The 13,585-nt window shown below is 58.9% G+C and carries 13 protein-coding genes; 7 read left to right on the forward strand and 6 right to left on the reverse strand.

Annotated features, from left to right (window positions below):
- Nucleotides 1-8 precede the first annotated feature (8 nt).
- The 3 genes from rlmN to serC are packed head-to-tail and all read right to left on the reverse strand — an operon-like array spanning nucleotide 9 to nucleotide 3,072.
- A complete protein-coding gene (gene rlmN, locus DAAHT2_RS04030) occupies nucleotides 9-1,073 on the reverse strand; it encodes a dual-specificity RNA methyltransferase RlmN (RefSeq protein WP_013163029.1) in 1,065 nt (354 codons plus the stop codon).
- 36 nt (nucleotides 1,074-1,109) lie between these two features.
- Nucleotides 1,110-1,982, reverse strand: coding sequence for a radical SAM protein (locus tag DAAHT2_RS04035; RefSeq protein ID WP_013163030.1), 873 nt, complete (start codon nucleotides 1,980-1,982; stop codon nucleotides 1,110-1,112).
- A 4-nt stretch (nucleotides 1,983-1,986) separates the two neighbouring features.
- The gene (gene serC, locus DAAHT2_RS04040) at nucleotides 1,987-3,072 is read right to left on the reverse strand and encodes a 3-phosphoserine/phosphohydroxythreonine transaminase (RefSeq protein ID WP_013163031.1); all 1,086 of its coding nucleotides are present in this window, start codon (nucleotides 3,070-3,072) and stop codon (nucleotides 1,987-1,989) included.
- 41 nt (nucleotides 3,073-3,113) lie between these two features.
- On the opposite strand from serC, the gene miaA reads away from it, so the two are divergent.
- From miaA to DAAHT2_RS04075, 7 genes are all read left to right on the forward strand, one after another.
- Nucleotides 3,114-4,070 (forward strand): tRNA (adenosine(37)-N6)-dimethylallyltransferase MiaA, encoded by a 957-nt coding sequence (gene miaA / locus DAAHT2_RS04045; RefSeq protein ID WP_013163032.1) that lies wholly within the window; start codon nucleotides 3,114-3,116, stop codon nucleotides 4,068-4,070.
- Nucleotides 4,070-4,645, forward strand: a complete 576-nt coding sequence (locus DAAHT2_RS04050; RefSeq protein ID WP_013163033.1) for a CDP-alcohol phosphatidyltransferase family protein — start codon at nucleotides 4,070-4,072, stop codon at nucleotides 4,643-4,645. The genes miaA and DAAHT2_RS04050 overlap by 1 nt, the downstream gene beginning before the upstream one ends.
- A complete protein-coding gene (recJ, locus tag DAAHT2_RS04055) occupies nucleotides 4,642-6,420 on the forward strand; it encodes a single-stranded-DNA-specific exonuclease RecJ (protein WP_013163034.1) in 1,779 nt (592 codons plus the stop codon). The genes DAAHT2_RS04050 and recJ overlap by 4 nt, the downstream gene beginning before the upstream one ends.
- Nucleotides 6,421-7,095: 675 nt before the next feature.
- Complete coding sequence (purB, locus tag DAAHT2_RS04060) at nucleotides 7,096-8,541, forward strand: adenylosuccinate lyase (protein ID WP_013163035.1); 1,446 nt, start codon at nucleotides 7,096-7,098, stop codon at nucleotides 8,539-8,541.
- Nucleotides 8,542-8,548: 7 nt separating this feature from the next.
- Nucleotides 8,549-8,791: a DUF4911 domain-containing protein gene (locus tag DAAHT2_RS04065; protein WP_013163036.1), complete on the forward strand. Its 243-nt coding sequence runs from the start codon at nucleotides 8,549-8,551 to the stop codon at nucleotides 8,789-8,791.
- Nucleotides 8,792-8,816: 25 nt separating this feature from the next.
- Complete coding sequence (gene miaB / locus DAAHT2_RS04070; protein WP_013163037.1) at nucleotides 8,817-10,175, forward strand: tRNA (N6-isopentenyl adenosine(37)-C2)-methylthiotransferase MiaB; 1,359 nt, start codon at nucleotides 8,817-8,819, stop codon at nucleotides 10,173-10,175.
- Nucleotides 10,172-10,843, forward strand: coding sequence for a histidinol phosphate phosphatase domain-containing protein (locus tag DAAHT2_RS04075; RefSeq protein WP_013163038.1), 672 nt, complete (start codon nucleotides 10,172-10,174; stop codon nucleotides 10,841-10,843). Before miaB ends, DAAHT2_RS04075 begins: the two co-directional genes overlap by 4 nt.
- Before the next feature lie 45 nt (nucleotides 10,844-10,888).
- Here DAAHT2_RS04075 and DAAHT2_RS04080 read toward each other — a convergent pair whose 3' ends face one another.
- From DAAHT2_RS04080 to cimA, 3 genes are all read right to left on the reverse strand, one after another.
- On the reverse strand, nucleotides 10,889-11,293 hold the full coding sequence (locus DAAHT2_RS04080) for a DUF2914 domain-containing protein (protein WP_013163039.1): 405 nt from the start codon (nucleotides 11,291-11,293) through the stop codon (nucleotides 10,889-10,891).
- A gap of 145 nt (nucleotides 11,294-11,438) precedes the next feature.
- On the reverse strand, nucleotides 11,439-11,903 hold the full coding sequence (locus DAAHT2_RS13780) for a ComEA family DNA-binding protein (protein ID WP_013163040.1): 465 nt from the start codon (nucleotides 11,901-11,903) through the stop codon (nucleotides 11,439-11,441).
- A gap of 7 nt (nucleotides 11,904-11,910) precedes the next feature.
- Entirely contained in the window at nucleotides 11,911-13,578 is a 1,668-nt protein-coding gene (gene cimA / locus DAAHT2_RS04090) for a citramalate synthase (RefSeq protein ID WP_013163041.1), read from the reverse strand.
- Between the last annotated feature and the right edge of the window lie 7 nt (nucleotides 13,579-13,585).

The following is a 13,585-nucleotide window of genomic DNA, read 5'->3' on the forward strand; positions in this document are numbered from 1 at the left end:
AATCCTCACTATTCAAGATTGTTGTCCCCGACCGCCAACTGGCCGCAGGCGGCGGAGATGTCGGCCCCCCGGCTCTGGCGCAGCAGGGTGGTGTGGCCGGCCCGGCGCAGGATTTGGCGGAAATTCTCCACCGTTTCTTCATCGGGGGCCTGGTAGGGGGAGTCGGGATTTTCGTTGTAAGGCAGGATGTTGATCTTGCAGCGGATTCCGTGCAGCTTTTTGACCAGCAACCTGGCCTGGGCGACGGAGTCGTTGAGGTCTTTGATCATTACATATTCGATCATGATCCGCCGCCGCGGCGGCAGGGGGTATTCCCGGCAGGCCCGCAGCAGTTGTTCCAGGGGATATTTTTTGTTGATCGGCATCAACTGATCGCGGATGTCGTTGTCGGCGGCATGCAGGGAAACCGCCAGGTTGACCGGCACCTGTTCGCCCAGTTCCTTCATTTTTGGCACGATACCGCAAGTTGAAACGGTGATCCGGCGACCGGAAAAATCGTGCCCCCGCTGTTCCATCAGGATTTTGATGGCCCGGAGCAGGTGGTCGAAATTCAACAGCGGCTCTCCCATGCCCATGAACACCAGGTTGTTGATTCGTGTTTTCTCCCCTGTCGCCCCCGGCCGGGCCAACAGCCAGCGCAGGGCGGCGTCCACCTGGCCGACGATCTCCGCCGCTTCCAGGTTGCGCTTGAAACCCATGGTGGCCGTGAGGCAAAAGCGGCACCCCATGGCGCAGCCCACCTGCGAGGAAACACACAAGGTGTAGCGGTCATCTTCCGGGATCAGCACGCTTTCAATGAGCTGTCCATCTGCCAGGCGGAAGGCGAATTTGACCGTGCCGTCTTGGGAAGACTCCACCTTGTCCGGCTCCAGGCGGCTGAGAAAGGCCTTTTCGGCCAAGAGACTCCGCACATGCTTGGCGATGTCGGTCATTTGGCTGAAATCGGTGAAATCCGGCCGATGAATCCAGGCAAAGATCTGCCGGGCCCGGAAGGGCTTGAGGTCAAGGGACTCAACCCAGGCGGTGAGTTCCGGCAGGGTCATGTTTTTCAGATCAACTTTTTCGGTGTCCACTGCTTTCCTTAACCCGGAAAATTTCACCATTACCATTTACAAGGCGCGCAGCGCTTCCGGGCGCAGGCCGACCTCGCCGGCCAGGGCCCGGTCTATGGCGTTGAGCACCGCTTCCCGGTCTCTGGGCAGCCTGGCGTTAATGGCTAGATAGTTGGAAGGATGGTTGCTGTGTAACTGGCAGCGCAGCTCCCCCATGGCGGTTACCATCAGGCGCAGTTCCCGCAACAGGCCGGCCTGGTCGGGCAGGATGAAATCACCTCGCCCGGCCGCCTGGTAAAGCGGGGTGCCGGGCAGCAGCATCAGGGTCAAAACTCCCACCTGGTTGGGCTCCATGGCCGCCAGTACCCGGCCGGTGGCCTCGGCGTGGGCCTCCGAGTTTTCCCAACCGGCAACGCCGAGCAGGGCGGTGACCGAGAGAAAGAGCCCGGCTGCGCGCACCGCCTGGCCGGCGTCGATCATCTGCGCGGCGGTACTGCCTTTTTCAATGGCCGTCAGGGTGGGGTCGTGACCGCTTTCAAGGCCCAGATAGACCCGGTCCAACCCCAGCTCGGCCAGTTCTTTTAGCTCCTGCACGCTTTTGTGGCGCACCGCCTTGGCATTGGCGTACAGGCGCACCCGCTTGACCCATGGTGCCTGCTGCCTGATATCCTGCAACAGCCGGCGCAAGCGCTCTTGCGGCAGGATCAGGACATCGCCGTCGGCCAGGAAAATGCGGCTCTGGCGGCGGCAATGGCGGGCGACAAAGGCCAGATCGGCGGCGATGGTCGCCTCGTCTTTAAGGCGGAATTTTTCCGCCCGGTAAGTGCCGCAGAAGGTGCAACGGTTATGGGAGCAGCCCACCGTTACCTGCAGGATGATGCTGTCCGCCTCGCTGGGCGGGCGGATCAGATGTTCCCCCTGATAGTCCACCAGCTTAGTTGTTTTTGGCGAATTCCGCCATGAACTCCACCAGTTGCTCCACCCCTTCGCGGGGGAAGGCGTTGTAGATGGAGGCCCGGCAACCGCCCACCGAACGGTGCCCCTTGAGGCCGCTCATTCCCCGGGCGGCGGCTTCCTGGATGAACTTGGCTTCCAGCTCCGGGGTGGGCAAATTGAAGGTGACGTTCATCAAGGAGCGGGAATCCCGGCGGGCATGGCCGCGGTAAAAGTCCAACCGGTCGATGGTGTCGTACAACAGCGCCGCCTTTTCCTTGTTGATCCGCTCAATGGCCGCCAGGCCGCCCAGGTTTTTCAACCATTCCAACACCAGCCCCACCACGTAAATGGCGAAACAGGGCGGGGTGTTGAACATGGAGCCCTGGTCGGCGTGGGTGCGGTATTTGAACATGGTGGGCAGGTTTTCCGGGGCCCGGTCGAGCAGGTCCTCGCGGATGATCACCGTGGTGACCCCGGCCGGGCCCATGTTTTTCTGGGCCCCGGCAAAAACCAGGCCAAACGGGCGGATATCGAAGGGCCGGGAGAGGATATCGGAGGACATATCGCAGACCAGGGGCACATGGGTGGCGGGAAAGCTCTGGAATTGCGTGCCGTAAATGGTATTATTGGACACGAAATAAAGGTATTCGGCCTTATCGTCCACCTGGTAGTCGCCGTCGGCGGGGACGTGGTTGTAAACCTCGGCCTCGCTGGAGTAGGCCACATCGATCTCACCGAAGAGCTTGGCCTCCTTGATGGCCTTCTTGGCCCAGACCCCGGTATTGAGATAACAGGCTTTTTTGTCTTTGCCGGCCCCCAGCAGGTTCATGGGGATCATGGCAAACTGGGTGGAAGCGCCGCCCTGAAGAAAAAGCACCTGGTAATTGGCGGGGATATCCAGCAGTTCCCGGAGCAGTTGTTCGGCTTGCTCGGTAACCGCGATAAAATCCTTGGATCGGTGGCTCATTTCAATGATGCTCATCCCCAGATCGCGGTAGTTGACGAGATCACGGGAGGCCTGGGCCAGCACCTCCGGCGGCAGGGTGGCCGGCCCGGCACTGAAATTAAAAATACGCTCCGGCATTTTTTGCTCCTTGGCTGTACTTTGATGAATAGCGAAAAACCATGAAAAATTTTGGGCAAGATTTGGGAATTTACAGAAAAAACGACCGGTCAACAACCGTTTTCTGCCTGGTGGGCCCCACCGCGGTGGGCAAGACCGCTCTGGCGCTGGAATTGGCCCGGGCTTATGATGCCGAAATCATCAGTGTCGACTCCATGCAGGTGTACCGTTACCTGGATATCGGCACCGCCAAGGCCACCCCGGAAGAACGGCGCCTGGTTCCCCATCATTTAATTGATATCGTCGATCCCGATGAAGATTACAGCCTGGCCCGTTTTCTGGCCGACGCCGCCAAGGCATTGGCCGACATCGGCCGGCGGGGCAAGGCGGCGCTGCTCACCGGCGGCACCGGCCTTTATCTGCGGGGGCTGAGGGAGGGGATTTTTGATCTGGGCCCGGTTGATGAGCAATTGCGGGCCGAGCTGGCCCGCCGGCTGGCTGAAGAGGGCGGGGCGGCCCTGCATACCGAGCTGCAGCGGCTGGACCCGGAATCGGCCGGGCGCATTCACCCCAACGACCGGCAACGGCTGCTGCGGGCCCTGGAAATTTTTTACCACAGCGGCATTCCCTGGTCGGAACATTTGCGCCAAAGCCGGCAACACGCCTTGCTGCCGCCGGAGGTGCCGGTGATCGGGCTTGCCTGCCAGCGGGATATTTTGTATGAACGGATTAACCGCCGGGTGGAGAGTATGCTGGCGGCCGGCTTGATCGACGAAGTTCAAGGGCTGCTGGACCGGGGTTACGGCCCGGAACTGCCCCCCATGCAGGCCATCGGCTACCGCCACATGGTACAGTACCTCAACGGTTCCTGGACCCTGGAACAGGCTAGGGAACTGCTGGCCCGGGATACCCGCCGCTATGCCAAACGCCAGCTCACCTGGTTTCGGCAAACCGCGGGTATTAAGTGGTGCAAACCAGAAGATTTAACGACAATTAAAGGGGTTATAGAGCAAAGCTAATGAATATCCCCAACCTAATCACCATCATCAGAATCCTGCTCGTACCCCTGCTGGCGATCTTTCTGCTGGAAGAAAAATACAACTTGGCCCTGCTGGTGTTCATTATCGCCGGCATCAGCGATGGCCTGGACGGCTTCCTGGCCCGGTTGCTCAAGCAAAAAACCCGCCTGGGAGCCATTCTGGACCCCATTGCCGACAAGGCCCTGTTGATCACCACCTTTATCATCCTGGCGGTGCTGGGGGTCATTCCCCAGTGGCTGACGGTCCTGGTGGTCAGCCGCGATCTGCTGATCATCATCGGTTTCGGCATCCTGGTCCTCACCGGTCGCCGTTTCCAGATCGCACCAACCTACAGCAGCAAACTGACCACCGTTTTTCAGCTGGTCACCGTGATCTACTTTTTAGGGCTGGAATACCTCTTGTGGCTGCTCTTTTTGCAGGACTACCTGATCATTGCCACCGCCCTGGTGACCCTGGTGTCAAGCGCCCATTACCTGATCCTGTTCTTCCGCTTCATGGGCGCTGACGATGGCGACAAAAACGCCTTAATTCAAAGTAATAACAATCAAACATGAAGTACCAGTCCGCCGGCGGCGAAAGAAAAGGGGAGAGGGGGCAGGTTGATCTGTCCTGCTGTAAAAGCCTGGCGCTTGACCTGGGCTTGCCGGAAGCACTGGTGGCCGTGTTGCTGCGCCGGGGGCACCGCGACCGGGCAGGTATCGAAAGCTTTTTGCGCCCCAATCTGGCCGATCTGCCGGATCCCGATCTGATGCTGGGGATGTCCCGGGCGGTGGAGTTGATCGCCAATTCCATGGGCAGCCGACAACCCATCGTGGTGTATGCCGATTACGATGTTGACGGCCTCAGCGCCGGGGCGGTGCTCTATAAATTCCTGGAAAATTTAAACTGCCGGGACCTGTACTATCTGCTGCCGCACCGCGGTGAAGATGGCTACGGGGTACATGCCCATTTGCTGGCCGAACTGCGCGCCAAACTGGGTGGCAACGCCAGGCCGCTGCTGATCACCGTCGATTGCGGTATCGGCGACCACCAGGCTCTGATCGAGGCCCGGGAGTTGGGGTACACGGTGATTGTCACCGATCATCACCGGCCTGAAGACACCCTGCCGCCGGCGGCCGCCATCCTTAACCCCCACCAGGCCGGTTGCCCGTTTCCCTGCAAAAATCTGGCCGGGGTGGGGGTGGCGTTTTACCTGATGATGGGGCTGCGGCGCCATCTGGCGGGCCAAGGTTTCTTTGCCGATCAACCACCGGTCAATTTAAAGGAATATATGGACCTGGTGGCCCTAGGAACGGTGGCCGATATGGTCGCCTTGCGCGGCGCCAACCGCATTTTGGTACGAGCCGGCCTGGAGGTAATGCAGGAAAGCCGCCGCCCCGGCCTGGTGGCACTGGCGGTCGCCGCCGGGATCAAGCCGCCGAAAGGGGAAGGCAGCGAAAAAAGGGCGATTTACCCGGAAGATATATCATTTTCCTTAGCCCCCAGGTTAAATGCCGCCGGCCGGGTGGCTACCCCGGAAACAGCTTTTCGTTTGCTGATCACCGACAATCCCGCCGAAGCGCAAGCCTTGGCGGCGGAACTGGAAGAGCTGAACCGCTGGCGGCGCCAGTTGAGTGACCAGGTTTACCGGCAGGCCAAAGAACGGGCGGCAGCCAGCGAGCAGCAGAAGATGCAGGTGCTGGTACTGGCCGACGAAAACTGGCATACCGGCGTACTGGGAATTGCCGCCACCCGATTACAACAGGATTTTAACCGGCCGGTAATCCTGTTTGGCTACGAAAGCCCGAATATCCTGAGGGGCTCGGGGCGCAGCTTCGAAGGGCTTGATCTGCTGGCCATGGTGGACGCCTGCAGCGAGCTGCTGCTGGGATACGGCGGCCACGCGGCGGCTTTAGGGGTCACCCTTGATCCTGGTCGGCTGGCTGAATTTCAAGCCCAACTCAATGAAGCGGCCGGCCGGATAATGGCAGAACGGCAACCTGAGCCAACCATCACCGTGGACTGGCATTTTGCCGATGGTCGCATTGATGCCGGCTTGACCACTAATTATCATCTGCTGGAGCCTTTTGGGCCGGGCAATCCCGAGCCGTTGTTCCAGGTTAAAGGGCCGCTGGCCCAGGCCGGCGTAGTGGGCCGGGAGCAAAACCACCTGCGTTTTCGCTGGCAGCAAAAAGATTTCAATTTGCCGGGGATTGCTTTTAACTACGGCAACTCTCTCAAGCCATCAAACCCGGGGCCGGTGGAGTTGATTTTTGCTCTCCGGCGCAACATCTACCAGGGCCGAGTGGCCTGGCAACTGCAAGCCAAATCCATCAAACCAACAAGCTGAACGGCAAACCATAATTGGCAGGGCAGTGGCGAGTTTTTAAAACCAGCCATCACGCAACTGCCTTTTTTATCGTGGTTGTGCAAACTATACATAATATACATTATGCGACACTAAGAAATAATGTGGTATCTGCTGGAAAATCTTTGGGGGAATTATGTGGTAGCACATACTTGCAGGGCCAACTGTAAAGTTGTTGGTTGTTGCCATGGTGAGTGTCCGTGAATATTGGTGTGGCCATGGTGTGGGTGCCTTGAAAATTGGTTGTGGCAACGGTGTGGGTGCCGCGAAAACCGGTAGCGGCTCATTGTCGGCAGTTCTGCCGACAAAAACAGACTAAGCTCGGCGGGCATCCTGCCCGCCTCCGAGGTGGCGGCAGCCTCCTGCACGTCCATGTGCCCGGCCGCCGCCAAACCCGCCGCTACCGGTTTTCACGGCACCCGTCCAGGCTGCAAGCTGCTTGCTTCTTGCTCTGCCTTTTCTTGCCTTGCCCCTTGCCAACCTCCTTTGAAACCCTAAACCTCGGCCGGTGGAGATTAGTTTGCTGCGTTTTGGTTAAAATTCTGGTAAGAATACTGCTCTTAAACCCTGGCCTTAGCCATATTCGTTCAATCGCCTGGGACTATTGTGATATGTTCGTTGTTCCAGCTAGATAATTACAAAAACCGGAGAAGTTGTATGAACCGTGAAGTTTACCAGGAGCCGTTGGTCAGCCGATACACCAGCCCCGAGATGCAGGCCCTTTTTTCCGAGCGCAGCAAGTTTTCCACCTGGCGGCGCTGCTGGATCGCCCTGGCCGAGGCCCAGCACGAACTGGGTCTGGATAATCTGGTAACCGCGGAGATGCTGGAAGAGTTGCGTTCAAATGCCGAAAATATCGACTTTGACACGGCGGCGGCCAAGGAAAAGGAGATTCGCCACGATGTCATGGCCCACGTCTATGCTTACGGCAAGCAGTGTCCCACCGCCGAACCCATCATCCACTTGGGCGCCACCTCGCAGTTTGTCGGCTGCAATACCGATCTGCTGCTGCAAAAACAGGCCCTGCAACTGGTTAAAAAGGCCCTGCTGCAGGTGGTGGTCAACCTGAACAAATTCTGCCGCCAGCATAAAGCCTTGGCCACCCTGGGCTACACCCATTACCAGCCGGCCCAGCCCACCACGGTGGGCAAGCGCCACACCCTTTATCTCCAGGATCTGCTCATGGACCTGGAGGCCGTTGAATGGCTGGAGGGCCAGATCAAGGCCCGGGGTGCCAAAGGTACTGTGGGCACCCAGGCTACCTTTTTGGAGCTGTTCGACGGAGACCATAAAAAGGTGCGGGAACTGGATCAACTTGTGGCTAAAAAGCTTGGTTTTTCCGAGGTTTTTCCCGTTACCGGGCAAACCTACAGCCGCAAGCTGGATGTCAAGATCGCCGAGGTACTGGCCGGTGTTGCCGCTTCGGCCCACAAATTTGCCGTTGACCTGCGCCTGCTTTCCAACCTTAAGGTCCAGGAAGAGCCCTTTGCCAAAAATCAGGTGGGCAGTTCGGCCATGGCTTACAAGCGCAACCCCATGCGCTCCGAGCGGATGACCGGCCTGGCCCGCAAGCTGATGGGTTTGGTGCCGGACTTTTACGCCACCTACGCCAACCAGTGGTTCGAGCGCACCCTGGACGACTCGGCCATCCGCCGGATGGATATTCCCCAAGCCTTTTTGCTGGCCGATGCCATCTTGCGGCTGTATATGAACATTACCTCGGATATGGTTGTTTACCCGAAACAAATCGAGAGGTACCTACGCCAGGAGTTGCCCTTTATGGCCACCGAAAAGATTCTCATGGCGGCGGTTCGCAAGGGCGCCAGCCGCCAGGAGATGCATGAGGTGATCAAGAAACATTCGGTGGCGGCGGGCAAAAGGGTCAAGGAGGAAGGTGGCGACAATGACCTGTTGGCCAGGTTGGCCGCCGATCCGGCCATGCCCTTCACCCTGGCCGAACTGGAAGGAATGCTGGCCAATCCTGCCGAATTTACCGGCCGGGCCGAGGCCCAGACCGAGGAGTTCCTGGCCGAAGAAGTGGAACCGCGGCTGGCCCGTTACCATGAGCTGCTGGGAGACATGGACAGCAGCCTGCGGGTGTGAGGTTTTCGTGAACAGCTGTAGCGAATCTTTGGTTTTAACCGTAACCCCTGAAAAAATCGGTTTATTTCGGTTTATTCTGGAGTCTTACGACAACCTGGCCATACTCACCACCCTGGACCGCCATCAGGGGGTGGTGATGCTGCGTTACCCCGCCGGCAACCAGGCGGAAATCGAGGAATTGCTAACCGCCCTTCCCTTGCAGCTTGGACAAGCGCACCCAAATTTTGAAGTCGAAAAAACCGTAAACTGAACATTGAAGTCTGCAACCATTAAAGATGACCGAGACCAGAAACCTCTATATTGAAACTTTCGGCTGCCAGATGAACGAGCGCGACTCGGAGATCATGACCCAGCTGATGAGCCAGGCCGCTTACCTTGAAACCTCTCGCCCCGAAGAGGCCGATTGTATTGTGGTTAATACCTGCAGTATTCGAGGAAAAGCGGCTCAAAAGGCATACAGCCTGCTGGGAGGCTACCGGAGACTGAAAAAACGGCGCCCCGAGCTGGTAATTGCCGTGGCGGGTTGTGTGGCCCAGCAGGACGGTGAAAACCTGCTGAAAAAAATGCCCCATTTGGATCTGGTGATCGGTCCCCAGAACATTTACCGTTTACCCGAACTGGTGGAAAGCGCCCGCCGGCAAGCAACCCGCACCACCGCCACGGAGCTGAGCAAAGACTTTGTCATCCCTCCTTTCCTGCCCCAGGTCAACGGCACGGCAACCAACCACAAGCGGTTTGTGACCATCATGCAGGGGTGTAACAATTTTTGCACCTATTGCGTGGTGCCCCACACCCGGGGCCGGGAGGTCAGCCGCAAACCGGAAGATATCATCAATGAGGTGCGCCACCTGGCGGACCATGGCGTGCGGGAGGTCACCCTGCTGGGGCAGAATGTCAACTCCTACGGCCAGGATCGCGGCCCGGCCGGGACCACCGGGCAGATTGACGATTTCCCTGCTTTGCTGCAGGCCGTGGTGGCGGTGGAGGGTATTTACCGGGTGCGCTTCACCACCTCGCACCCCAAAGATCTCTCCCCGGAGTTGATCGACTGTTTTGCCCAACTAAATAAACTCTGCCCCCATTTTCACCTGCCGGTACAATCCGGTTCCGACCGCATTCTGGCACGGATGAACCGCAAATACAGTCGGGCCGACTACCTGGCCCGGGTGGCCCAACTGCGCCGGGTAAGACCGGATATCGCCATCACCACCGACCTGATCGTCGGCTTTCCCGGTGAAACCGAGGCCGACTTCGAAGCGACCATGGAACTTGTCAACTTTGTGCGCTATGACTCTGCGTTTTCGTTTAAATATTCAGACAGGCCCAATGCCGCTGCCGCTGCTTTCGACGACAAAGTGCCGGAAGAGGTCAAGAGCCGCCGTTTAAGCCTGTTGCAGCAAAGACAGGAAGAAATAAGCCGGGAAATCGGCCGCTCCATGGTGGGGAGCACGGTGGAAGTCATGGTGGAAGGCCGGAGCAAAAACAGTGACGGGCAGTGGAGCGGCCGCACCCCCACCAACCGGATTGTCAACTTCACCGGCCCGGACTCCTTGCGCCCCGGAGAACTGGTCGATGTTTATCTTGAAGAGGCCTGCCGGCACAGCCTGCGCGGCCGGATGAGGAGAGCTAAATGATTGATCTGCATACCCATTGCCTGTTCAGCGACGGTGAACTGGTACCGGCGGAACATTTGCGCCGGGTGGCGGTGTTGGGTTACCAGGCGGTGGCCATTACCGACCATGCCGATTCTTCCAACCTGGATTTTATTATCCCCCGCCTGGTTCAGGCGGCTGAGCGGCTCAACCCCCACTCCTCGGCCCAACTGATCCCCGGCATTGAACTGACCCATGTGCCGCCGGCCCTGTTTGCACAACTGACCGCCCAAGCCCGCAAGCTGGGAGCGCGAATCGTGGTCGGACACGGCGAAACGGTAATGGAGCCGGTTGAGCCCGGTACCAACCGGGCCGCCATTGAGGCCGAAGTCGATATCCTGGCCCATCCCGGTCGGCTTAGCCTGGAAGATGCCGAGCTGGCGGCGGAAAGAGGGGTTTTTCTGGAACTCTCCGGACGCAAGGGCCACAGCCTGACCAACGGCCATGTGGCGGCCCTGGCCCGCAAGGTGGGCGCCCGCCTGGTAATCAACGCCGACGCCCATGGCCCCGGTGATTTTCTCACCGCAGCCATGGCGGAAATCGTCGGTCGGGGCGCCGGGCTCAGCGCGAAAGAATACGACCAGGTCCGGCGCAACATGGAAGAGCTGGCAAAAAGGGCTGGCGCTGGCGGCATAGATATAGCCCGTTAGCCGTACTTTTTGCCAGATACTGTTAGGAGAGGCCGGGCTGCCGGGCTATTCCACCCGGAAATCGGCCGCCCACAGCACCCTGCCCTGCTCGTCGTGCAACTCAACCCGCCAATCGCCGCTGCGATCCTGGATGGTGACAGAAGAAAAAGTGCGCCAGCGCGGGCTTTTGCGCAACGGCAACGGTACCGTGGCCACTTCCTGTTCATTGCGATACCAAATAAAATTAACCGTGGTATCCGCCTGCACCTCACGGGCCTCAATAAAGGCATACACCCTTTCCTGGTCGGCGCTGAAGGTGTCCGCCACCCCCACCGGTTCCCGCTCCACCACCTCAGCGGCAAGCTTCACCCTTTCCAGCCGAAAAAGCTGATCATCGGCCAGGGCCGGCAGGGAAAAAAACAGCAAGGCCGCCAGGGCCACAACCAGCGCCACAATTCTCTTGCCTGTCATGAACTCGCCTCCTTGTAACTGACAATTTACAACTAAACAGCAAAACGGTGCCATTGCTCGCCAAACTTTACTTTAATAGCCCGTTGAAAAAACCATCCTCGTTCTTTCAGCGGACTATTAAATGATGATATAGCAAGAAACATGGTTAATCAATGGTAATTAAAGGGCGGATGGCCGCAAGGGTTTTGGGCCCGATACCTTGAACCTGCAGCAGTTCTTCGGGACTTTGAAATGAGCCGTGCGAGGTGCGGTACTCCACGATCCGCCCGGCCAGGGTGGGGCCGATGCCCGGCAGCAGCCTCAAGGTACGGGCATCGGCTCGATTCACGGCCAGGGGTTGAAAGGTAAAGAGGGCCAAGTGTGGCGGGGTGTTGGCCCCCAGCTTTATCCGGGAGTTGAAGGTGCCCCCGGTAACACTTGCCTCATCGGCAGCGGCGGCCGCCGCCGGCAGGCGGTAAATGCCGGCCGGTCGCTGGGAGTCGGCCAGCCAACGGTATTGCGCAAGTTCCCCGGCTGCCGGTGATGACGAGCCCAGCGCCGACCAGCCGGCCAGCCACAGGCCCAGCCCCAGAAGCAGCAACAACAGCCGGCTGAGGTTTTCCCGCTCCAACTCTACCCTACCCTTCAGCCTGCCGTTGTCGCTCGTCTTTCATTAATTTGTAGGTAATGCTGTCCACCAGGGCCTGCCAACTGGCCTCGATGATATCGTGGGAAACCCCCACCGTGCCCCAGGTGGAATCATCATCGCTGGACTCTATGAGTACCCGCACCCGGGCCCCGGTCCCATGTTCGCTGGCCAGCACCCGGACCTTATAATCCTGCAACTCCACCTGTTCCAACTGGGGATAAAAGCCATACAACGCTTTACGCAGGGCATTGTCCAGGGCATTGACCGGGCCGTGACCAAGGGCTGCAGTATGCACCAGTTCCCCTCCCACCTCCAGGCGGATGGTGGCCTCTTCCACCACCTCTTCTTCGGGCCCCAGGGCGCAGGGGTCTTTCTGGCTGATCACCTTGTAGCCCAGCAGGTGGAAGTACTCTTTGCAGGTTCCCAGGGCCTTACGCATCAACAACTCGAAAGAGGCCTCCGCCCCTTCATACTGGAACCCCTGGGTCTCCAGCTCCTTCAACTTTTTAAGAATGGAGCTGACCAGCGGATCCTTACTGTCCAGGTCGATGCCGAATTTCTTGGCCTTGTGCAGCACGTTGCTGCGCCCGGCCTGGTCGGAGATCAGGATCCGGCGGATGTTGCCCACCCGTTCCGGGTCGATATGTTCGTAGGTCAGGGGGTTGCGCTTGACCGCACTGACATGGATCCCGCCCTTGTGGGCAAAAGCCGCCTGCCCCACGTAGGGCTGGTACTTGTGGTGCGCCAGATTGCCCAGTTCAGAAACAAAGCGGGAGGTTTCGGTGAGTTTATGCAGGTTCTCAGCGGCCGGGAAATAGTGCTTCATCTTCAGGGCCAGGCCGGGCATGATCGAAGTCAGGTTGGCGTTGCCGCAACGCTCGCCAATGCCGTTGATGGTACCCTGCACCTGGCGGACCCCCAGGGACACGGCCACCAGGGAGTTGGCCACCGCGCACTCGGAGTCATTGTGGGCGTGAATGCCCAACTCCACCGGTAATTCAGCCCCCCCCTCCCCTTCCGCAGGCCTTGGGGCCACGGAGGTTTTAACGGTGAGGCTGTTAAGGTGCCGGCTTACCTCGCCGATGATGGTGGCCACCTCACCGGGCAGGGTGCCGCCGTTGGTGTCGCACAGCACCAGGCACTGAGCCCCGCCGGCCACCGCCCGCTCCAGGGTTTGCAGGGCGTACTGGGGGTTGGCCTTATAACCATCGAAAAAGTGTTCTGCATCGTAAAACAGAAACTCCACCTGGGGGCGCAGGTAAGCCAGTGAATCTTCAATGATTTGCAGGTTGTCCTCAAGCTCGATGCGCAGCGCATCCCGGACATGGATATCCCAGCTTTTGCCGAAGATGGTGATGGCCCGAGTCTTGGCGGCCAGCAGGGCGGCCAGGTTGGGATCTTCCTCCGGCGGCTTGCTGAAGTTGCGGGTGCTGCCGAAGGCGGTTACCACCGCATGTTTAAGCTCATAATTGCGGATCTCTTCAAAATAGCGGGTGGAGGCCGGGCTGGCGCCGGGCCAGCCGCCTTCGATGAAATCGATCCCCAACTCATCGAGCTTCAAGGTAATGCGCACCTTGTCTTCCACCGACAGGTTGAAGTTTTCCGCCTGGGTGCCGTCCCTTAAGGTTGTATCGTATATGGTCAGTTTTTCGTTCATATCGTGG

Source organism: Desulfurivibrio alkaliphilus AHT 2 (genome assembly GCF_000092205.1).
GTDB lineage: Bacteria > Desulfobacterota > Desulfobulbia > Desulfobulbales > Desulfurivibrionaceae > Desulfurivibrio > Desulfurivibrio alkaliphilus.